The 20,725-nt window shown below is 34.4% G+C and carries 18 protein-coding genes and 2 tRNA genes; 11 read left to right on the forward strand and 9 right to left on the reverse strand.

Features of this window, described 5'->3' with window-relative positions; genetic code table 11:
- The first annotated feature begins 9 nt into the window (after nucleotides 1–9).
- Together GXM17_RS05205 and pdeM are read left to right on the forward strand one after the other, a co-directional pair.
- Nucleotides 10–2,469: a ligase-associated DNA damage response DEXH box helicase gene (locus GXM17_RS05205; RefSeq protein ID WP_163398225.1), complete on the forward strand. Its 2,460-nt coding sequence runs from the start codon at nucleotides 10–12 to the stop codon at nucleotides 2,467–2,469.
- A 6-nt stretch (nucleotides 2,470–2,475) separates the two neighbouring features.
- Nucleotides 2,476–3,108, forward strand: coding sequence for a ligase-associated DNA damage response endonuclease PdeM (pdeM, locus tag GXM17_RS05210; RefSeq protein ID WP_163398226.1), 633 nt, complete (start codon nucleotides 2,476–2,478; stop codon nucleotides 3,106–3,108).
- Here the strand turns inward: pdeM and apaG are convergent, their stop codons facing one another.
- The 5 genes from apaG to map form a co-directional block, all read right to left on the reverse strand.
- The gene (gene apaG / locus GXM17_RS05215) at nucleotides 3,109–3,495 is read right to left on the reverse strand and encodes a Co2+/Mg2+ efflux protein ApaG (protein WP_163398227.1); all 387 of its coding nucleotides are present in this window, start codon (nucleotides 3,493–3,495) and stop codon (nucleotides 3,109–3,111) included. It lies immediately after the preceding gene.
- Between the two features lie 81 nt (nucleotides 3,496–3,576).
- Nucleotides 3,577–4,830, reverse strand: a complete 1,254-nt coding sequence (locus GXM17_RS05220; RefSeq protein ID WP_163398228.1) for a type IX secretion system plug protein — start codon at nucleotides 4,828–4,830, stop codon at nucleotides 3,577–3,579.
- Between the two features lie 74 nt (nucleotides 4,831–4,904).
- Complete coding sequence (locus GXM17_RS05225; protein WP_163398229.1) at nucleotides 4,905–7,805, reverse strand: DEAD/DEAH box helicase; 2,901 nt, start codon at nucleotides 7,803–7,805, stop codon at nucleotides 4,905–4,907.
- A 117-nt stretch (nucleotides 7,806–7,922) separates the two neighbouring features.
- Complete coding sequence (locus GXM17_RS05230; protein ID WP_163398230.1) at nucleotides 7,923–8,696, reverse strand: class I SAM-dependent methyltransferase; 774 nt, start codon at nucleotides 8,694–8,696, stop codon at nucleotides 7,923–7,925.
- 142 nt (nucleotides 8,697–8,838) lie between these two features.
- Nucleotides 8,839–9,657 (reverse strand): type I methionyl aminopeptidase, encoded by an 819-nt coding sequence (map, locus tag GXM17_RS05235; RefSeq protein WP_163398231.1) that lies wholly within the window; start codon nucleotides 9,655–9,657, stop codon nucleotides 8,839–8,841.
- Nucleotides 9,658–9,844: 187 nt separating this feature from the next.
- Here map and GXM17_RS05240 point away from each other — a divergent pair, with 187 nt between their 5' ends.
- Complete coding sequence (locus GXM17_RS05240; protein WP_163398232.1) at nucleotides 9,845–11,098, forward strand: DUF445 domain-containing protein; 1,254 nt, start codon at nucleotides 9,845–9,847, stop codon at nucleotides 11,096–11,098.
- A gap of 86 nt (nucleotides 11,099–11,184) precedes the next feature.
- Here GXM17_RS05240 and gpmI read toward each other — a convergent pair whose 3' ends face one another.
- Nucleotides 11,185–12,702 carry a 2,3-bisphosphoglycerate-independent phosphoglycerate mutase gene (gene gpmI, locus GXM17_RS05245; RefSeq protein WP_163398233.1) on the reverse strand — a complete coding sequence of 506 codons (1,518 nt, stop codon included), beginning with the start codon at nucleotides 12,700–12,702 and terminating at the stop codon, nucleotides 11,185–11,187.
- A gap of 453 nt (nucleotides 12,703–13,155) precedes the next feature.
- Here gpmI and GXM17_RS05250 point away from each other — a divergent pair, with 453 nt between their 5' ends.
- Nucleotides 13,156–13,878 carry a murein L,D-transpeptidase catalytic domain family protein gene (locus GXM17_RS05250; RefSeq protein WP_163398234.1) on the forward strand — a complete coding sequence of 241 codons (723 nt, stop codon included), beginning with the start codon at nucleotides 13,156–13,158 and terminating at the stop codon, nucleotides 13,876–13,878.
- On the opposite strand, the gene GXM17_RS05255 is transcribed toward GXM17_RS05250, so the two are convergent.
- Complete coding sequence (locus GXM17_RS05255) at nucleotides 13,867–15,447, reverse strand: L,D-transpeptidase family protein (RefSeq protein ID WP_163398235.1); 1,581 nt, start codon at nucleotides 15,445–15,447, stop codon at nucleotides 13,867–13,869. The genes GXM17_RS05250 and GXM17_RS05255 overlap by 12 nt on opposite strands.
- Complete coding sequence (locus GXM17_RS05260) at nucleotides 15,440–15,886, reverse strand: GNAT family N-acetyltransferase (protein ID WP_163398236.1); 447 nt, start codon at nucleotides 15,884–15,886, stop codon at nucleotides 15,440–15,442. Before GXM17_RS05260 ends, GXM17_RS05255 begins: the two co-directional genes overlap by 8 nt.
- Before the next feature lie 136 nt (nucleotides 15,887–16,022).
- Between GXM17_RS05260 and GXM17_RS05265 the strand changes: the two genes are divergently transcribed.
- Together GXM17_RS05265 and GXM17_RS05270 are read left to right on the forward strand one after the other, a co-directional pair.
- Nucleotides 16,023–16,095, forward strand: a tRNA-Gly gene (locus tag GXM17_RS05265).
- 93 nt (nucleotides 16,096–16,188) lie between these two features.
- Nucleotides 16,189–16,261 (forward strand) — tRNA-Gly (locus GXM17_RS05270).
- 47 nt (nucleotides 16,262–16,308) lie between these two features.
- On the opposite strand, the gene pepE is transcribed toward GXM17_RS05270, so the two are convergent.
- A complete protein-coding gene (pepE, locus tag GXM17_RS05275; RefSeq protein WP_163398237.1) occupies nucleotides 16,309–17,016 on the reverse strand; it encodes a dipeptidase PepE in 708 nt (235 codons plus the stop codon).
- Between the two features lie 162 nt (nucleotides 17,017–17,178).
- On the opposite strand from pepE, the gene GXM17_RS05280 reads away from it, so the two are divergent.
- From GXM17_RS05280 to GXM17_RS05300, 5 genes are read left to right on the forward strand one after another with little or no spacing between them, the layout of a single operon-like run.
- Nucleotides 17,179–17,949, forward strand: a complete 771-nt coding sequence (locus tag GXM17_RS05280; RefSeq protein WP_163398238.1) for a carboxypeptidase-like regulatory domain-containing protein — start codon at nucleotides 17,179–17,181, stop codon at nucleotides 17,947–17,949.
- A complete protein-coding gene (locus GXM17_RS05285; protein WP_244307340.1) occupies nucleotides 17,936–18,703 on the forward strand; it encodes a carboxypeptidase-like regulatory domain-containing protein in 768 nt (255 codons plus the stop codon). Before GXM17_RS05280 ends, GXM17_RS05285 begins: the two co-directional genes overlap by 14 nt.
- Nucleotides 18,690–19,415 carry a carboxypeptidase-like regulatory domain-containing protein gene (locus tag GXM17_RS05290; RefSeq protein WP_163398239.1) on the forward strand — a complete coding sequence of 242 codons (726 nt, stop codon included), beginning with the start codon at nucleotides 18,690–18,692 and terminating at the stop codon, nucleotides 19,413–19,415. Before GXM17_RS05285 ends, GXM17_RS05290 begins: the two co-directional genes overlap by 14 nt.
- On the forward strand, nucleotides 19,405–20,160 hold the full coding sequence (gene bamP, locus GXM17_RS05295; RefSeq protein ID WP_163398240.1) for a BamP family beta-barrel-assembly machinery protein: 756 nt from the start codon (nucleotides 19,405–19,407) through the stop codon (nucleotides 20,158–20,160). Before GXM17_RS05290 ends, bamP begins: the two co-directional genes overlap by 11 nt.
- Nucleotides 20,157–20,663, forward strand: a complete 507-nt coding sequence (locus tag GXM17_RS05300) for a DUF6702 family protein (protein ID WP_163398241.1) — start codon at nucleotides 20,157–20,159, stop codon at nucleotides 20,661–20,663. The genes bamP and GXM17_RS05300 overlap by 4 nt, the downstream gene beginning before the upstream one ends.
- Nucleotides 20,664–20,725 lie beyond the last annotated feature (62 nt).

Consider the following 20,725-nt stretch of genomic DNA (forward strand, 5'->3'; position numbering starts at 1 on the left):
AGGTTAGAAATGAAAAGAGAAGAACTATACACAATTGCCGAAAACTGGTTTCACGATCAGGGATGGAAAGCTTTCCCTTTTCAGACCCAGACCTGGACTGCTTTTCTGCAAGGAAAAAATGGCTTACTGAACGCACCAACCGGAAGCGGGAAAACTTATGCATTGTGGTTTCCGATAGTTCTTGATTACATGAAGAAAAATCCGGATTATAAAACTAAGTATAAACCCGGATTAAAAGCGATCTGGATTACGCCTTTACGGGCACTTTCTGTTGAAATTAAACAGGCTGCGGATAGAATTGTTGACGATTTGAATACACAAATGACGGTCGGAATCCGATCAGGAGACACTTCTCAGAGCGAAAGGACAAAGCAAAGCAAAAAAATGCCTGACCTTCTCGTTACTACACCAGAAAGCCTTCAATTGCTACTGGCTTCCAAAGAATTTGCTAAAACTTTTGCCAGTTGTTCTGCGATTGTGGTTGACGAATGGCATGAATTATTAGGCACAAAAAGAGGAGTTCAGATGGAACTGGCTTTATCCCGATTAAAAACGGTCGCTCCCAAAATGCGAATTTGGGGAATTTCAGCCACAATAGGAAATCTGGAATTGGCACAACAGGTATTGTTAGGGGTAAATTCAGATGCTTACAATAATTCGGTTTTGATTAAAGCCCACATCAATAAAAAAATAAATGTACTTTCGATACTACCTGAAAAAATGGACAGTTATCCCTGGCGCGGTCACATGGGATTACATCTAATCGATGAGGTTGCTAAAATAGTCCGTAAAAGCAAAACGACTTTAATATTTACCAACGTTCGTTCTGCGTGCGAAATGTGGTTTCAGGCGATATTAGAGAAATATCCGGAGTTTGCAGGAGATATGGCGATGCATCACGGAAGCATTAGCAGGGAAACACGTCTGTGGGTAGAAAATGCTATTAGAAATGAAGATTTAAAAGTAGTGGTCTGTACATCGAGTCTCGATTTAGGAGTGGATTTTGCTCCGGTTGAAACCATTATTCAGGTGGGAGGACCAAAAGGCGTTGCACGTTTTTTGCAAAGGGCAGGACGAAGCGGGCATCAACCCGGAAAAGAAAGTGTTATCTATTTCCTTGCCACTCACGCTATCGAACTGATTGAAGCTTCGGCACTTAAAAAAGCAGTTGCCAAAACAATTGTCGAAGACCGCATTCCATATCTGAACAGCTGGGATGTTTTGGTACAATATTTAAATACTTTAGCGGTTTCAGATGGGTTCTTTCCCGATGCTATTTTTGAAGAAGTAAAAACAACTTTCTGTTATCAAAATATAACGAAAGAAAACTGGAACTGGATTTTGAACTTCATTACCAACGGAAGCCAGAGTTTACAAGCCTATGACGAATTTAAAAAAGTAGAAATTGAAGAAGACGGGCGCTATAAAATCAACAGCAGGCTGATTGCGATGCATCACAGAATGCAGATAGGAACAATTGTTGGCGACGCTTCATTAAATGTGAAATTTTTAAGCGGAGGTTATATTGGAAATATCGAAGAATGGTTTGCCTCCAAGTTGCAGCCAGGAGACGTTTTTACATTTGCCGGAAAACGACTCGAATTATTTCGTGTGAAAAACATGCAGGTTTTGGTTCGAAAGGCAGATCCTAAAAAAGAATCCAGAACAGTAAGCTGGATGGGAGGACGAATGGCGTTATCGGTACAGATGAGTGAATTGCTCCGGGAAGAATTATACGCTGCCAATAGCGAAAATCTGACACCCGAATTAAAAGCGTTACAGCCTATCTTTGCAAGGCAGCGAAAAGAAAGTATTGTTCCGGATGCTGACGAATTTCTCATAGAAACCTTTAAAACCAGAGAGGGTTTTCATGCGGTATTTTATCTTTTTGAAGGCAGGTTTGTGCATGAAGCATTAGCCAGTATTTTGTCATATCGAATTAGTTTGTTGTCTCCAATTACTTTTTCTTTAGCTTATAATGATTACGGTTTTGAATTGCTATCTGATCAGGAAATTGACATGCAGTCTGTTTTTGATAATAATCTGTTTTCTACAGAATATGTTCATCATGATTTGCAAAAAAGTCTTAATCTAACTGAAATGGCCAGAAGAAAATTCAGGGATATTGCCGTAATTGCAGGACTGGTTTTTACCGGAATGCCTGGAAGACCTGTCAAAACAAAACATTTGCAAAGTGGTTCACAATTGCTTTTTGAAGTTTTCAGGGATTATGAACCGGATAATTTATTGCTTCAGCAGGCTTATACCGAAACATTTGAACATCAGCTGGAAGAAGGACGTCTGATTCAGGCTTTAGAAAGGGTGAATAAGCAAACTATTATCTGGAAACAATGCAAAAAACCAACGCCATTTAGTTTTCCGATCATCACAGACCGCCTTCGGGAAAAATTGTCGAGTGAGACTTTAGCAGAAAGAATCAAAAAAATGACGGCAAGTTACATGAAATAACCAGATATGAAAATTACAATCCAGAATCAAAACTTTGTATTGCATCCGTGTGGTGCAGCTTTTTGGGAAGAAAAGAAAATACTTTTAATCTCGGATCTCCATCTGGGGAAAATTGCGCATTTCAGAAAACACGGAATGGCGATTCCGGAGCGGGCGGTACAGGAAAATTTTAACCGGCTAAACAATATTTTGGAATTATTTGATGCTGAAACGATTATTTTTCTTGGCGATTTATTTCACAGTAAAATGAATAACGAATGGGATTTATTTTCGGACTGGACCAAAACGATTACCCAGCATCTTATTTTGGTAGAAGGAAATCATGATATTATTTCAAAGCAACATTATATTGATTTGAATGTAGAAATTCATTCAGAAATTATAATTGATGATTTTCTGCTGACACATCATCCCTCAACAAGAGAAAGCTTTTTTAATTTATGCGGACACATTCATCCCGGCATTAAACTAAAAGGGTTAGGAAAACAATTTCTGGGCTTGTCGTGTTTTTTTAGAAAACCGTATCAATTAATTTTTCCCGCTTTTGGAGAATTTACAGGCAACTTTTATCTGATTCCCGAAGAAAATGACAAAGTGTATGCAATTGCAAAAGATGAGGTAATCGAAATAAAAAACTGATTAGTTCAGTGCAAAAGGAGCACACATTCTGAAAGTAGGAACTATAACCTTAAATGTTTTGGTTGTAGTAAAATTAATCATATTAAAATGACCTTTCATCGCACCATAAGGAGATGACAACAAACAACCTGAACTGTAAGTATGGTTTTCACCTGGTTTTAAAACCGGCTTTTTTCCTATAACGCCTTCTCCATCAACCACTTCAAGGTTGTTTAGTGAGTCGAAAATTTCCCAGTGGCGGGATGTTAACTGTACCGAATCTTTACTGTGGTTTTCAATAGTAACAATATAACTAAAGGCAAAATGAATCTTGTAGTTCTTGAAGTAAGTACCTTCAAAACTAGTCAAAACAGATATTTTTATGCCTCTTGTTATTTGAGAAACCATACTAAAGCAGTATATATGTGTGTGTTATATTTGCAAATTTACAAAAAAAAATGATTCGATTTTAATCCTTTTTCAGAATGTTTAATTGATAATGTTCAATGAATTCGCATTCCCCTTACCAATAACTCTTTCGTAGCGGTCCGTACTTTCACGGTAATAAACCAAAACAGTGTATTCATTTTCGGTTTGATAAAAATTTCCGTCAATAGCATTTTCAAAATCAATTACACCTTTATTATCGGCGATTCTGTATTGATAGTTGGTAAAACCCTGTTTGATCATAACGGCTTTTTCGTATATACCTTTTTCAGCATTGTAATCCATTTTGTATTCTGGAGAGAGGCTGTAATTATTAAACATTCCCACGATATAAATATCTTTGTTTAAACGGAATGTCGGAGCGGATAACGTAAAATAAACCCAGGCATAATCAGCTTCAATAGCATTGTTGGAAGCATTAATATTGTTAACCACAAAATTTCCGTCTATATCTTCATAAACAGTATATATCTGATTGGCCCTTGCCTGATTGGTATATAAAAAGGAACTGTAAACATCATTATTGCCCCCCACTTTTGCAACATAATTATTGGCTGCCCTAATATCTTTGTTTTCAAAATATAAAAACTCATTGCCTCCCCAAAACTGTGTCTCTTTATCATATTTGTAAACCAGCTGGTTTCCGATGGTGTATTGTGGTTTAATATTTTTAATAGCGGTATTAAAATCACCATTTTGCAGCAAAACCACTTTTACATTTTGCAAAGGTGTCTGAAAAACAATGTCGTTAGAAAGTATGGCAATGTCAAGATTGTGCTTGTAATCAATATTCTTGAGATCACGGCTTCGTTTTACCTGAACACCAACCGTTGAATGATTTTCGTATAAAATAAATTTCCTTGAAAAGACCACCTCACGGTCTTCATTAAGGATTTTCAGCATATAATTTCCCGAAATCCGTAGTTGAGTAGCGAACTGATTTGGAAAAGAAAGCCGGTAATGAGAAAAGTTCTGAAGCGTATTGAATGAATTTGAATAATCCATTATTCTTTGATTGTCAAAACCCCGAATATAATCGGTTTTCGGAATCTCAGAAGGTTTCCAGTTATAATCGCAATGCACCAATTCAAAATAATAATTGGCTTCATTGCCAAACAAATCATCAAACTGCAATTGAAATGTCGATCCCAGTTCAAATATTGGAAAAACATTGCTACCGTTCTGAACAAAAGAAACAGTTTTAATATTATAAGGAGGATCGATTTCTTTTTCCTGCGCTTTCGCTAAAGTGAAAATGAAAAGAAAAATAAAGCTTGTATAGAGAAATTTCGGCATCTTATTTCATTGTAAGTTTGTAAATATAACAATTTTATATAACGAAAAAGATGCCATTCTATTGGATTTAACTACTAAGAACCCAAAATGTAAGCCAAGTTGCCTTCCAGTTCGTCATTAATATAGCTTTCTTCTAAAAGGGAATCAGACAGCAGTTTTTTGTTCTCCTGAAGCTTTATGATTTTTTCTTCAACCGTATTCTTCGAAATAAATCGAATTACATTAACTTTATTCAATTGCCCAATTCGATGTGCTCGTCCAACGCCTTGTTTTTCTGCAAAAGGATTCCACCACGGATCTAAGAACAATACATAAGAAGCTTTGGTAATATTCAAACCAACACCACCGGCTTTTAGTGAAATGAAAAATAATAGTGGTTCTTCGTTTTCCTGAAAAAGTTTTACCTGCTGTTCTCTTTTATTTGCGGGAGTTTCGCCTGTTATTTCGCAAAATCGTATTTTATTTTCTTTGCACCAATCGGTGTAGAAATTCAGATTCGTAACAAACGAACTGAAAATAATCGCCTTCTGTTTGGCTTTGACTAAATTTTCAAGATAATTAGTGACTGCAATAAATTTTCCGGAATCGATTTCTGACTCAGTATCTACCATTTTCGGGTGATTGCTGAGCTGTCTCAATTTCATCAAAGTATTGATAATGCTGATTTTATCCGGACTTGATCCATCTGTTTTAAGGAGGAAATTACGTGCTTTGGATTTTTCTTTTTCATATAATTTTTCCTGTTCAGGGTCCATATCGCAGTAATAAATCTGCTCGGTTAATTCCGGTAAATCTTTTAAAACCTGTTCTTTCGTACGTCGTAAAATATAAGGCTGAATAAGATTTTTTAATTCTGTCAGAACTTCTTCATTCTGCTTTTTCTCAATCGGATTTTTGAAATTTTCCGTAAAGAACGCATAACTGCCCAGAATGTCCGGATTTATAAACTGCATCTGCGACCATAAATCGTCAAGGGAATTTTCGATAGGCGTACCACTCAACGCAATTTTATGGTTGGTACGGATTTTATTGATGGCTTTAAAAATCTTAGAATTTTTGTTTTTGATGTACTGACTTTCGTCTAAAATCAGATAACGGAAATCGTATTTTTCTAAGATTGAAATATCACGATGAACGATACTGTAACTTGTAAAAATCAAGTCAGTAGAATTTATTCTGGCCGCTAATAATTTCCTGTCATTACCCACATATTGCATTCTGGAAAAGTGAGGAGTAAACTTCCTGGCTTCATTAAACCAGTTGAAAACCAAGGAAGAGGGTAGTACTATCAAAGCTTTTAGGGACTCTCTTTCGACAGTCGTTTCGTTTGCAAACAAATCAAAATTGGTGGTTTTGGTAGTAAAGCCTAATTGTTCCTGTACTGAAACAAGAACCGCTAAAGTCTGTAATGTCTTTCCAAGTCCCATATCGTCAGCAAGACAGGCACCCAGATTTGAGTTATAATGTCCCAAAAGCCATTTTACACCATCAATTTGATAGGGTCTTAAAGTTGCTTTTAATAAATCGGAACCCGTAAACTCAGCCTGATGAATTTGTTCTAAATCATTATCAATTTCTGAAATTCCGTCCAAAGCTGTAAAATTGCTTTTGCGTAAAAATAAAGTACCATTTTCAGTTTTAGCCAGTTTTGCCAGAGAACCATATTTGCTGAACCATTCCAGCGGAATCAAAAAGTAATTTCCGTCAGGAAGCATGAAAAGTCTTTCCTTGCTCTTAATGTTCGGAATTATTTCACTGAAATTAATTTTATAATTGCCAATCGTAATGATAATTTTAATATCAAACCAATCAGCTTTCGTTTCTTTTGCAATCGAAATCGTATTGCTTTCTGTGATGATCTCTTTGCTTTCGAGTATTAGATTTTGAATCGTGAAGCCCAGACTTTCAAGTTTTTCCTTGTTGTCAATAATCAATTGGATATTGATATAAGGATCATTGGATTCTGTATCCAGTCCAAACAGTTCGTTTTTGATTTTTATTAAACCAATTTCCAGTAATTTTTTGGTGTATAAAATTTCGACGGCACTTCTTTTAAACTGAATTATTTTGGGTTCGTTGGCAATACTGAAATCAACAAAAGAATGTGTTTTTTTTGTTTTGCCCGAATCAAAAACATAACCGTTATAGTCAAAATAAAGGTTGAGGTAATAACAATTTTTAAAGAAATCATAAACAGGCTGAATTGTACTCGAAATTATTTTATCTCGAATTTCCATTTCAAATCCTGTTGCTTCGATGTCGATTTTTTTAGCTATTTCAGGAATAAAACCTTTGAAATAATCATCAACTAATTTTGAAGGAATTTCAATTGATTTTTTCTTTAAAAATGGAGTCAGTTTTTTAGCATTCAGTTCTTTTAACTTCCCTAATTTTTTATCAATAATTAACCAGCCCGGCTCATCCAAAAGAATGTCTACACTTTTATTCATTGGTAAAAAAGCAGCTTCGTTTTCTTTTAAAGACAGTGTATAAGTAATGCCTTCTGAATGTTTGTCAAATTGAATCTGAGGTTCAAAATCGAGCGGATCGATATTGACTCTGGATCGATAAAAATCTTTTTCAGGACCTAAATTGATTGAAAGTGGAAATTGCTCTTTTACAATCAAATCGTAAAACGGACTTAAATTCAATTTTAAATGCTGACGAATAGCAAAATCAATTTTAGAATCTTTCTGCAAATCAGCAATTGTTTTGGCTGATTTTACTTTAGCGCTGAATTTTTTGAATATAAATTCAGGTTTTAAGGATTCGCAGATGGTGAGAATTTTTTTTGAATTTGGATCTAAATTCTCATAATCAATTCCGAAACTTTCAATTATTGCTCTGGTTGCTTTTTTGTCTAAATATTTGATTTCATTTGTACTCTCAACAATATAGGCTGTTGGAATATAGGCATTCAGATTTTTTTCAAAACTGATGTCAAAACAGAACTGAAATGATTTTGTAGGTTCCAAGGTTTAGGGATTTGGTTGGCTTGTAATTTGGCTAAAAAAAAAGCGTTTTCAAATTATCTCTATTTTGAAAACGCTTTTTTAAATGAACTTATATCACTTATTTGGTGAAAGAAAAAATTAGTTTTCCTGTTTAAAGCAAAGCGGAATAATTTCGCCTTTTGCTAAACAGTATTTTTCAACCAATTCGGATGCAATTTTATTCGTGTAATCTTCTTCGATAACAATAAAACCAATACTTCTTAATTTATCGAAATAATCGCGCCCATAAACACGAACGTGATCGTATTGCCCGAAGATTTTTGCACGTTCCTTTTGATCTGTAATAGAATCATCTGCAAACGTAACTTCGCGTGATAAGTCTTGTGGAATTTGAAGAACCGCCATTCCTCCCGGTTTTAAAACACGATATAATTCCTGCATCGCTTTAGTATCGTCCGGAATGTGTTCTAAAACGTGATTACACAAAATAACGTCATATTCGTTGTCCTTAAAAGGCAAATTACAGATATCTGCTTTTACATCTGCCAGAGGCGAAAGTAAATCGGTTGTGGTGTAATCCAGGTTTTTCTGCTTGCGGAATCTTTTGTAAAAGGCCTGTTCCGGAGCAAAATGCAATACTTTTTTAGGCGCTGTAAAAAAATCAGTCTGATCGTTTAAATACAGCCAGAGCAAACGGTGTCTCTCTAACGAAAGTGTACTTGGAGAAAGCACATTGTTACGTTGTTTTCCGTATCCGTAAGGCAAAAATGATTTAAAGCTTTTTCCATCAATAGGATCGGTAAATTTGCTTCCTCTTAATGATAAAGCTAAAATTGGGCGTACCACATAACTCAAACGAATTAGTAATGGGCGTGGGATTGTATTTAAAACTAATTTGAAAAGTTTTTTCATGGGGCTATTCCAAAATATTTTTTGTTTTCCTGCAAGGTTTTCAAAACCTTGTAGGTATTTTAGGTTTGAAAAGACACCTACAAGGTTTTGAAAACCTTGCAGGAGTTCGATTTTTTTAATTTTTAAAATCTCGGCGTAATAACTACAATACTAAAGGCACTTTTCTAAATTCATCTTCTTCATTACTTTCTATGCCTAATGCTTTGTAGATATAATAGAAAGTAGATAAAATTTCCGGTTTTCCATCAATTAAAGCAACATCGTGTTCAAAATGAGCACTTGGTTTTCCGTCAGCGGTCAGGATGGTCCAGCCGTCTTTAAGCTGTTTGATGTTTTTAGTTCCCATGTTGATCATAGGTTCAATAGCAACCACCATTCCTTCAACAAAAAGTTTTCCTCTTCCTTTTTTACCATAATTTGGCATTTCAGGAGCTTCGTGCATTTTTTGTCCTAATCCGTGTCCAACTAATTCACGAACAACTCCATATCCGTGTGCTTCAGTGTATTTTTGAATGGCATTTCCAACATCCTCAACGCGGTTTCCGGCTTTAAATTCCCTGATTCCTACATAAAGGGATTCTTTGGTTACCTGCAAAAGCTTTTTAGTTTCCGGAGCAACTTCCCCAATTTCAAAGCTATAAGCGTGATCACCGTGATATCCGTTTTTGAAAGCACCGCAATCTACAGAAATAACATCACCATTCTGCAATGGCGTATTGTTCGGAATTCCGTGTACAACCTGAGCATTTGGACTCATACAAAGTGAATTTGGGAAATCATACAAACCAAGAAAACTTGGAACTGCACCGTGATCACGAATAAATTCTTCTGCTAATTTGTCAAGATATAAGGTAGTCACCCCTTCCTTAATTTCAGAAGCAATCATTCCTAATGTTTTTGATACGATTAAGGCACTTTCGCGCATTAATTCTATTTCTTCACGGGTTTTTTGGATAATCATATTTTTCAGATTTTCAGTTCGCAAAAGTACAATTTTAATCTTATTTTTTTAAAGTTGGTTTTGAAATTAATTAAGGTAAAAATTTCGAATAATTCATCTGAAAATCAGATAGACCGTTGATTCTAACATTTTTTTAGAAGAGCATTTCAGAAAAAAGCCATAAATTAGTAATAAAACGTCAATAATTATGAAAACTATTATAGATCAGGATATGGCTAAAGTGCAGGCTCTTAAGAAAATGAAGAGCAACGCTTTGGCACTTTTAGGTGTTGCTGTACTTCTTTTTATAATTGCCATTTATTTTGAAATACCGATGCTGCAGGCTTTTAGTGAGGCAGCCATGGTGGGCGGAATTGCGGACTGGTTTGCAGTAGTTGCTTTATTTCGTCATCCACTTGGAATCCCAATCTGGCATACGGCCATTATTCCGACCAAGAAAAATGAAATAGGGGAGAATCTTGGAAATTTTGTTTCTGAAGAGTTTCTGAATCGTGAAAAATTAGAAGTTAAACTTGATGAATTCAATTTTGCTTCGAAAGCTTCTGATTGGCTTTCGCAGAAAGAAAATGCAGACAATATTGCAAATGCGGTTGCTGTAAATATAATTCCGGGAATTTTGAAAACCATTAAAGATGAAGATATCAAGAGATTCATTCAGGTTCAGTTTAAGGAAAAACTGGAAGGAGTCAATTTGGGCAATTGGGTTGCAGTGGCATTAGAACCCCTGCAAAAAGGAGATTTGAAAAATCAGATGCTGACGAATCTTCTCGAAGTAATGAGCAGTGAGCTGACTAACAATAAAGATCTGATTCGGCAAAAAGTTAAAGCATCAACCCCATTTTTAAGTTTCGGTCTCGCGGACAAAAGTATCACGGAAGGTGTTTTCAACGGTTTGCAGGATTTTTTAAATGAAGCTAAAAACCCGGATAGCGAAGTGCGCCTCAAAATTGATGAATATATTTTTAATTTCCTGGAAAAAGTAAAAAACTCAGAAGAAATGAGAATTAAAATCAACGACATGATTTTAAATTTTGCAGGCAAAAAAGAGGTACAGGATTATATCAATGGAATTTGGGACGAAATAAAATTGTCAATCTCAACTGATTTAGAAAAAGGGGATAATTCTTCGATAAAAAAAAGTGTATCAGGATTTATCCGGATTTTTGGAAACGGACTGAAAGAAGATCATGTTATGACTGATAAAATCAATAATTTCATTAAAAACGATTTACTTTCTGTCCTGCTGAATAATAAAAAAGTCATAGGGGATTTAATTTCTTCAACCGTAAAAAGCTGGGATGGAAAAGAGGTTTCTGAAAAATTAGAATTAGAAATCGGAAAAGACCTTCAGTACATCAGAATCAACGGGACTTTAGTTGGCGGATTTATCGGTCTTATAATTTATGGTGTTGAATGGTTATATCATTATTTTATGATTTAGACGTCACATTTAGGCTTATGGCTATAAAAAGCAAAAAGAGACAAATCCTAAAACTTGCCTCTTTTCTATTAAAAAAAAGTGGTTTTCTATAATAATGAATGACAAGTCATCGCTTCAGGCTGTGGAACGCCCATCAATTCTAAAATAGTAGGGGCAATATCGCCTAAAACACCATTTTGGATATTTTTTAATTCCTTGTCCACTAAAATAATAGGCACCGGATTTGTTGTGTGCGCCGTATTTGGACTACCGTCAGGGTTAATCATCGTTTCGCAATTACCGTGATCAGCAATAACGATTGTTGTATAATTATTTGCAAGAGCAGCTTCAATAACTTGTTTTGCACAGGCATCTACAGCCTCGCAAGCCTTTATTGCAGCTTCCATAATTCCGGTGTGGCCAACCATGTCGCCATTTGCAAAGTTTAAACAAACAAAATCTACTTCACCCTTTTCCAATTCCGGAACAAGCGCACTTGTAAGTTCGTAAGCACTCATTTCAGGCTGTAAATCGTAAGTGGCAACTTTTGGGGAATTTCTTAAAATACGGGACTCGCCTTCAAAAGGTACTTCTCTTCCTCCAGAGAAGAAAAAGGTTACGTGAGGATATTTTTCAGTTTCAGCAATACGAATTTGTTTTTTGCCGGCCTTTTCTAAAACTTCGCCAAGGGTTTCCGTGATATTATCTTTATTATAAACCACTTTTACATTTAGATAAGTTTCATCGTAATTGGTAAGCGTTACATAATACAAGTTTAATTTGTGCATGTTTTGCTCATGGAAATCATGCTGCGAAAGTGCTTCAGTAAGTTCACGGCCTCTGTCAGTCCTGAAATTGAAGAATATGACAACATCACCTTCTACAATTGTAGCTAATGGTTTTGCGTTTTCATCAACCATTACAATTGGCTCAATAAATTCGTCTGTAACCTCTTTTGAATAACTTTCAAGAATACTGGCTACGGCGTTTCCTGAAGGAGTTCCAACTGCATTTACAACCAGATCATAAGCCAGTTTTACACGTTCCCAGCGTTTGTCACGGTCCATTGCATAATAACGACCTATAATTGATGCAATTTTTACCGGGGTATCTTTAATATAATTTTCTAAATCCTGAATGTATTTAGCTCCTGATTTTGGATCAACATCACGTCCATCTGTAAAAGCATGAACGAATACGTTTTCTAAACCATATTCCTGAGAAGCATCGATAAGTCCTCGTAAATGTGATGTGTGCGAGTGAACACCTCCATCAGAAACTAATCCTAAAAAATGTACTTTTTTATTGTTTTCTTTAGCGTAGGTAAAAGCGTCAACAAGAACTTGTTCTTTGGCAAGTGTCTGGTGTGCTACTGCTAAGTTTATTTTGGCTAAATCCTGGTAAACGATTCTTCCTGCACCAAGGTTCATGTGGCCCACTTCACTGTTTCCCATCTGGCCTTCTGGTAAACCAACGTTTAATCCGTCAGTACGAAGCTGGGCATTTGGGTAATTATGGTAAAGGCTGTTTATAAAAGGAACATTTGCGTTGTCTATTGCAGATACTTTAGGGTCTGGAGATTTTCCCCAACCGTCTAAAATCATAAGTATTACTTTCTTGTTCATTGGTTTTTAGTTTTTGGCAAAGATAAACCATTTATAAAACACGCAAGTAGTGATAGCTACAATTATGCTTTATAAAATGAACACTATAAAAAAATAATAATTTAATTGAAGAATGCTTTATTTTTTAAAATTAATGCATACTCAATCTGATTTTGAATTTAACTTTTGAAAAATAGGTTGACAATTGACTATTGAAACTTCTTTATTATATAATGTTACTGCTTCAAAAAAAAATTTTATGTATTGTGGATCTTAATACCAATACATAATTTATAAAAAAGAGGATAAATTCCTGCAAAAATCAGTAAAATGTTTAACTTTTCTTAACTTCTTTTGTGATTAATTGTTAAATTTTGAATAAATATCACCTAATTTAGTGATATTAAGTTACATAATTACAAATAAGTTTTACATTTGTTCTACCTCAAATGAAGTATAACCTAAACGAAATCAATGATATATAAGATTTATCCCGCAATTTTATTTTTGTTTTTGTCATTTGGTACAGATTCTAAAAATATCGCTGATACTAAGATCGTAACAGCCAATAGCATTGCTAAAGTTGAAAAAAATACTGTTGATGCTAAAATTGAAAATATTTATAACACATTAAACACAAATAATTTTGTTCTTCCTGAACTGAGAACTTTTTCTGAGGCTTTAAAAGGATTTTATTTGTTGAAAGAAAAAGGAGTCATTCAAAAAGACATTCTGACTTTAATTGATTTTAGTTTGTCATCAAATCTAAAACGCCTTTGGGTCATCGATTTGGCATCTAATACTATTCTGTTCCAGTCCCTTGTTGCGCATGGGAGAAATACCGGAGAAGAATTCGCTTCTGCCTTTTCTAATATAAATTCCTCTTTTAAAAGCAGTTTAGGCTTTTATGCTACCGGAGAGATTTATCAGGGCAAGCATGGGGCTTCTTTACGTCTGGACGGTTTAGAAAAAGGTGTTAATGACAATGCCCGCCAAAGAGCTGTAGTAATGCATGGTGCCGATTATGTTTCTGAGTCATTTATCAGAAATCACAAAAGACTAGGAAGAAGCCAGGGTTGTCCTGCAATTCCGGTTGAATTGACAGATGATATCATTCAGACTATAAAAAATAGATCTTGCTTGTATATTTATCATCCGTCAAGGAGTTTTGATATGGAGAAAGAACTAATTTCTTAATCTGGAATATAAATCTTCGTCCAGATCATAGACATCGTATCTGAAAATCAATTGATTTTTTTCGCTCCAAGCTGTCCAGTACCATTGGTATAATTTGTATTTTTTGGTGATTTTAGTGGTGATAGTTTTTTTATGGGCAATAATAGTATCTATTTTATCTTTCGACCAGTTTTCAGAATCATCTAAAATATGCCGGGCCAGCTCCAGCGGATTCTCTACGCGGACACAGCCGGAACTTAAAGAGCGATTGCTTCTTTCAAAATAGTTTCGGTGATTGGTGTCGTGCAGATACACACTATAATTATTAGGAAACATAATTTTAATTAATCCAAGGGAGTTATAATAACCCGGTTTTTGGATATACCTGTAACTGCGTGGTTTGTTGATGTTCCAGTTTGCCGGGTCGACTTCGTGTCCGGCACTATCATAAATGGTGATATTTTTGTTTTTTAAATAATTTCGATTATGTTTCATAGCAGGAACGACGTCTTCTTTTAAGATAGTAGGAGGAACGGTCCAGGTAGGGTTGAAAACAATACTTTTAAGGGTAGATGTTAAAACCGGTGTTCTTCTTTTGCTGGTTCCAACAACGACATTTCTGACAGCTGTAGTATCATTATTTTCTACAACGTGTAATTTAAAATCAGGTATATTTATTATGAAATAATTCTCTGCGAATTCATTTGGGTACCATCTCCAGCGTTCTAAGTTTACAATAATTTGATGCTTTCTTTTTTCTTTTGAAAAGTTTAAGGCATGAATTGTACTAGCTCCAATCACACCATCAGCGGGTAATCCGTGACGGGACTGGAATTTTTTGATTGATTCAAATGTTTTTTGGTCATAAATCTTTGTAAGATCGTCGCTTCCGGACATGTCGTTCCAGTACAAAAGCCTTTTTTTGATATTTATTAAAGACGGATTCGTGTCGTTTAGTTTTATTTTTTCAGTAAATGCAATAGTTTGTATATTGTCTTCAGGAAAATTGTTGATGAGTTTTAAAGCTTTTAATAATTGTTTATAGGTTTGTGTTTTCGGCTGGATATTCTCAACCAGACTATCTAATGTGTTACGGATAAAACTCTTTACCAAATGGCTGTTTACATCAAGGGATTTTTCCTCAAGCGCCCAGTTTCTGTATAAAAATTTAGGATTTAATTTCCCTTCATACAAATGAATAATGTACTTTTCAAAATTATGTGTCAGCAACAAATCGTACTCGGCAAGCTCCCGGTCGCTCAGGATATTGAATCGGGCTTCAAAACTTTCCATTTTTTTAACACGGTAATCATTTGGATTTAATCCTAATTCCTCTGCATTTTTTAGCTGAGTTAAAACGTAAGACCTTTTAGCAGTGTTTCCCCAGATTGTTTTATTGTCGGATGAAAGGTAAAATTGTTTAAGCGTTTTGCTTTTGATACTATTTATTAAAACAGTATCAATAGAAACAGACTTCGCATCGGTAATCACAATAGCAGGTAAAGGTTTTTGGATTTGAGGGGTATCCTGATTTTCTTTTTTGCAGCTTACGAAAATACAAAGCAGCAGGAGAAAGTAAAGTTTATTCATTTTTTAGTTTTTTGTACATTAAATAATGTTCCCCGATTTCAGGAATGTTAAAAGAATCTCCTATAGTTTCATATCCTGTTTTTTTATAAAACCCAACAGCAGATACTCTTGCATTAAACCAGATCAGCTCAAATTGATTTGCAAGACAATATTCTTCGCAGTATTTTACCAATGCTTCACCAAAACCTTTCTTCTGGTGTGATTCTAAAATCGCCATGCCGCGAATCTGTGCCTGTAAATTTTGTGCAAATATAGGATTGGTTTTTATAAATAACGAAATTATTCCTATTAAATCAGAATTGTCAAATAATCCGAAATGATGTGTCGTTTCTAAATCATCTCCCTCAAAAACGCATGTTTCCACTGGTTTTCCTTTTCGAAGTACAGGATGTCTAACAATAAAAGTTTCTTTAGCGGATATTTCTTTAATTAATGTCATGTTCTGAATAAAAAAAACAAAACTATAACATTTTAATTTTAAATAGATTACTAAAAATAGTGATTTTTAATTTATTTTTTTTCAGAAAAAGCTTGTTTTAAACCTTACTTATTTTTTATATTTGCATCACAGTAATGCGAAAGTAGCTCAGTTGGTAGAGCTCCAGCCTTCCAAGCTGGTTGTCGCGAGTTCGAGCCTCGTCTTTCGCTCTAATCGAAACTTAGGTTTAGATTTTAAATTTAAATAATTTATTTTTTTATTTTGTAAAACAATTTAATTATTTATATTTGCACCCTGTTAATGCGAAAGTAGCTCAGTTGGTAGAGCTCCAGCCTTCCAAGCTGGTTGTCGCGAGTTCGAGCCTCGTCTTTCGCTCTTCAAAATCCTCAAACATCTTGTTTGAGGATTTTTTGTTTTTATGACTACTTTAAATGACTCAAATCACTTTCAGGATCTAATTCTGCCGGAATCTGATTTTGTCGAAATAATCGTGCTGATAAATTTCCTTTCAAAGTAATTTTTTCTCCTTTTACTTCAAGCCAGCTTCCTTCTCTTAATCCCAAAACCGGAATCGTATTAAAGGCATGAAATTCCTGTATGCGCTGTTCGCGTGTTTCTCCCATGTGGGTGGACTCAGAATCGGCATCCAGATAGTGAGGATTCAGATTAAAAGAAATCAGCCCTAAAGTCTGAAAGCTTGGAGGATAAACGATAGGCATGTCGTTTGTTGTCTGCATTGAAAGTCCGCAAATGTTACTTCCGGCACTGGTTCCTAAGTATGGAGTTCCGTTTTTTACTGTTTCAGAAAGAAGTTGCATGAGGTTGTTTCTGTATAATTGAGTAACGAGTAAGAAAGTGTTTCCTCCGCCGGTAAATATTCCTTCGGCATTTTTTATGGCTGTTTCAGGGTTTTCAAATTCATGAATTCCTTTTACTGAAATATTGATGGTTTCAAATGCCAAAGCAACTTTTTGAGTGTATTCGTCATGGGATATTCCGCCCGGACGTGCATAAGGTATGAATAAAATGCTTTTGCAGTTTTTAAAATGCGATTGCAGGGCGGGTAACAGATATTCTAAATAACTGCTGCCATGCAATGTAGAAGTGCTTGCAATAATAATGTTTTTCATAAAATTCTAAATGTTTTTTTCAGCTTTAAAGGTATTAAAAATGACTATTTCGGCTGTTAAAAAGCTGATTTTAATTAACATATTTTTACCAAGCCATTAGTACTAAATTTAGAACACATTAGGATATTTTTACATTTTAAGAATAATTCTAATTTTAATATTTTGATTAACAAAATTATCTGTTTTTTAACATTGCTTCTGTCTCAGGCTAGCTGGTCTCAAGACTTAGAACGCACTGTTTTAAAAGGAAGAATTATTTCAAACACAAATGATTTGGAGGGGGTGTATGTTGTTAATTCAAAAACTGAAGCAATGACAACTACTACATCTGAAGGATATTTTTCTATCAATGCCAAAAGCGGTGATACACTTGTTTTTTCATCCATTCAGTTTAAGGAAAATAGAGTTTTGTTAACACCGGAAAATTTTTCAAATATCGATTTTACTGTAAAATTAAACCTTCTGATGCATCAATTACAAGAAGTGATCATTAAGCGTTACGATAATATTAATGCTGTGGCTTTGGGTATTGTTCCTTCCGGGCAAAAAAGCTATACACCCGCTGAGAGAAAATTGCATACAGCTTCAGCTTTAGACCCCACTGCAAATACTGAAAATATGATGGCTGGAGGTTCTATTTCTGCAGATCCGATATTTAATTTTTTTTCAGGACGTACTGCAATGCTGAAAAAGGAACTTGCTGTAGAGAAAAAAGAGTTTTTTATGAAGCTTTTGGATAAAATGTTTACGCTGGAACATTTTGTAGACAGGCTTAAGATTCCTGTTGAATATGTAAAAGGATTTGAATATTATGCTGTAGAAAATGATAAGTTTACAGCAATTTTAAATTCTAAGAATAAAACTGCGACGGAATTTTTGCTAGGCGAGCTGGCAGTTAAATACAAAGAAATAATTGCAGGTGAAAACAAATAAAGCCTTTCTGTCTCTCTTTTTGTTTATTCAGATTTCTTTTGGACAGACATCATTCGGCAGTAAGGAAATTCATGGGCAGATTGTTGCAGAAGACAATTTAATTGAAGAAGTAAATATTATCAATAACACAACTCAAATTGCAACAATTTCTGACGCTGACGGAAAGTTTTCTATTACGGTCAAAGAAGGGGATGTTTTGGTTTTTTCGTCAATGAATCTGGAAGCTGTAAAACATCGAATTACAGCAGAAGATTTGGTTTCAAATTTACTTCAGATAAAAATGAATGCGGAAAACAATGAATTAAAAGAGGTAATTGTAAATGAAAATTCGAATATTACAGCTGAAAATCTAGGAATTATTCCGAAAGGGCAAAAAAAATATACACCCGCAGAACGAAAATTAGCAACTGCTGGAGATTTCAAACCTGTTGATCTTTTGGGTATTTTAGGAGGTTCGTTAGATGTGGACCCTATTATCAATAAAATTAACGGCAGAACTAAGAAATTAAAAAAAAATGTTGAGGTAGAAAAAAAAGAGAGGAATGTTGAGAAATTGGGTTATCTTTTTGAAGACACATATTTTATAGATTATTTGAAAATTCCATCAGAATATGTTCGAGGATTTAAATTTTATATAGTTGAAAGCCAATATGCAGGAATGCTTTTGGAGGAAAAGGATAAATCAAAACTAACTCTTTTGATAAGTGAGTTAGCGTTGAAATACAAAGAAATAATAGCAGGTGAAACTAAATAATACTTTATATTGCATTGTACTTTTTGTCGTTCAGATTTCTTTTGGGCAGGTTTCAGGCAGTAAAGAAATCTTAGGGCAGATTTTGGAGCAGTCTACTCCTGTGAATGGAGTAAATATCATAAATAATAATACCCAGGTTACAGCTGTTTCAGATGAAAATGGAATGTTTTCAATTGTAGCAAAAGAAGGCGATGTTTTGGTTTTTTCTTCAGTGAATCTGGAATCCCTGAAACGGAGAATCAGTATTGAAGATTTGGAAACAAATTCACTTCGGATAAAAATGTCCGCAAAAGAAATTGAGCTTAAAGAAGTAATTGTAAATGAGAATGCTCATATTACCGCAGAAAACCTTGGGATTATTCCACAAGGACAAAAAAAGTATACTCCGGCTGAACGAAAGGTTTACACGGCAACATCAACTTCTGTAGATAAAATACTAAATTCAATTTCGGGAAGAACTTCGATGCTGAAAAAGGAGGTCAAAATTGAGAAGAAAGAAGCTCTTTTTAGAAAGTTAGAATATCTTTTCGAGGAAAACTATTATACAGATCGTCTTAAAATTCCCTCAGAACATATCAAAGGATTTCAGCTTTATTGCGTGGATAATCCTGAATTTGCTGTATCTTTGAATACAAAGAACAAAACCATGAGTATGTTTTTGATAACTGGTCTGGCACAGGAATATCTAACAATTATAGAACATGAAAAATAAATTCGGAATATTAGTAGTGTGTATGTTTTGTCAATTGATGATTGGACAAACTAATTCGAGAAAGTCTTTACACGGTCAGGTAACTAATAGTTCTATACCTATCGAAACGGGTAATGTGATGAACATAAATGCCAATACCAGAACATTTGTTGGAGCAAATGGATTGTTTGATATTATGGCAAGGCCTAAAGATACTTTGTTGTTTACAGGGATGGCATTTCAGTCCAAAAAAATTGTACTGACAGAAAAAGATTGTGCAGAACCACTTTTTATAGTGCGTTTAGATTTAGTGAATGTTGAATTGAAAGAGGTTTTGGTTCATAAAGAATTGAAAGTAAAATCATTGCAGGGCGGTTCTCAGGGTATTGTTGATATGCAGTTTGAAGATGATAAACTTTCGTCTCCAGAAAATAAGGTCATGTATTCTGATCAGACTATCAAATACGGAACTGATTTTGTCCGAATTTTTAAAGATGTGAAAAAACTGCTTCGTAAAGATAAAGAGATTGAAGAAGAAGTAATCAGTGATATCGCTTTTGTTGAATATGCAAAAGATAATTTTACGAAGGATTTTTACACCAAAACATTAGGGCTGAGAGAAGATGAAATTGATTTGTTTTTAATGTACTGCTCTAATGATGCTGAATCAAAAAAACATTTAAAAGAGGATCAAAAATTTGAACTTATAGATTTTATGATCAATAAAAACAAAGATTTTAAGAATGCTGAAGTAAGCCAAAAATGAAAAAAAATGTAATATATGCTTTAATCGGTATATTATTTTTATCCTTATCGTCTTTTGCGTTCCATAAATTCTACGTAGGGATTTTTCAGGTGAATTATGCTGCTGAAAAGAAAATGATCCAGATAACTTCAAGGATCTTTGTTGATGACCTGAATAACGGAATCGAAAAAAAATACCATAAAAAAACATTTATCGGAACTGAAAAAGAAACCCGTACTGATATTGATTTGCTGAAAAAATACCTTTCAGAAAATTTCAGTATTAAAATAAACGGTAAGCCAAAAAACATTACTTTTTTATCCAAAGAACTCGAAGCAGGTGATGTTTTAGTTTGTTACTCCAGAATTACAACTGTTGAAAAATTCAAAACTTTAGAAATTACGAACACTATCTTGACAGACTGGAATGCAGAGCAGCAAAATATTACACATATTTCAGCATATGACACTAAAAGGACCGTTCTTTTTACAGAATCTTCAAGTAAAGAAGTGTTAAAGTATTAATGAACCTGATAAGATTGTTATTTTTATTGCTATTTTCACAGCTTCAAAAAATTCCAAAAAAT

The organism is Flavobacterium fluviatile, assembly GCF_010645065.1.
In the GTDB taxonomy this organism is placed as follows: Bacteria; Bacteroidota; Bacteroidia; order Flavobacteriales; family Flavobacteriaceae; genus Flavobacterium; species Flavobacterium fluviatile.

What these genes read in the sequence shown, in the direction of transcription:
- GXM17_RS05240 (WP_163398232.1), top strand. Translation starts at nt 9,845, where the DNA reads ATGAAAACTATTATAGATCAGGATATGGCTAAAGTGCAGGCTCTTAAG.
- map (WP_163398231.1), bottom strand. Translation starts at nt 9,657, where the DNA reads ATGATTATCCAAAAAACCCGTGAAGAAATAGAATTAATGCGCGAAAGT.
- GXM17_RS05300 (WP_163398241.1), top strand. Translation starts at nt 20,157, where the DNA reads ATGAAAAAAAATGTAATATATGCTTTAATCGGTATATTATTTTTATCC.
- GXM17_RS05205 (WP_163398225.1), top strand. Translation starts at nt 10, where the DNA reads ATGAAAAGAGAAGAACTATACACAATTGCCGAAAACTGGTTTCACGAT.
- apaG (WP_163398227.1), bottom strand. Translation starts at nt 3,495, where the DNA reads ATGGTTTCTCAAATAACAAGAGGCATAAAAATATCTGTTTTGACTAGT.
- pdeM (WP_163398226.1), top strand. Translation starts at nt 2,476, where the DNA reads ATGAAAATTACAATCCAGAATCAAAACTTTGTATTGCATCCGTGTGGT.
- GXM17_RS05230 (WP_163398230.1), bottom strand. Translation starts at nt 8,696, where the DNA reads ATGAAAAAACTTTTCAAATTAGTTTTAAATACAATCCCACGCCCATTA.
- GXM17_RS05250 (WP_163398234.1), top strand. Translation starts at nt 13,156, where the DNA reads ATGATATATAAGATTTATCCCGCAATTTTATTTTTGTTTTTGTCATTT.
- bamP (WP_163398240.1), top strand. Translation starts at nt 19,405, where the DNA reads ATGAAAAATAAATTCGGAATATTAGTAGTGTGTATGTTTTGTCAATTG.
- pepE (WP_163398237.1), bottom strand. Translation starts at nt 17,016, where the DNA reads ATGAAAAACATTATTATTGCAAGCACTTCTACATTGCATGGCAGCAGT.
- GXM17_RS05255 (WP_163398235.1), bottom strand. Translation starts at nt 15,447, where the DNA reads ATGAATAAACTTTACTTTCTCCTGCTGCTTTGTATTTTCGTAAGCTGC.
- GXM17_RS05260 (WP_163398236.1), bottom strand. Translation starts at nt 15,886, where the DNA reads ATGACATTAATTAAAGAAATATCCGCTAAAGAAACTTTTATTGTTAGA.
- GXM17_RS05220 (WP_163398228.1), bottom strand. Translation starts at nt 4,830, where the DNA reads ATGCCGAAATTTCTCTATACAAGCTTTATTTTTCTTTTCATTTTCACT.
- gpmI (WP_163398233.1), bottom strand. Translation starts at nt 12,702, where the DNA reads ATGAACAAGAAAGTAATACTTATGATTTTAGACGGTTGGGGAAAATCT.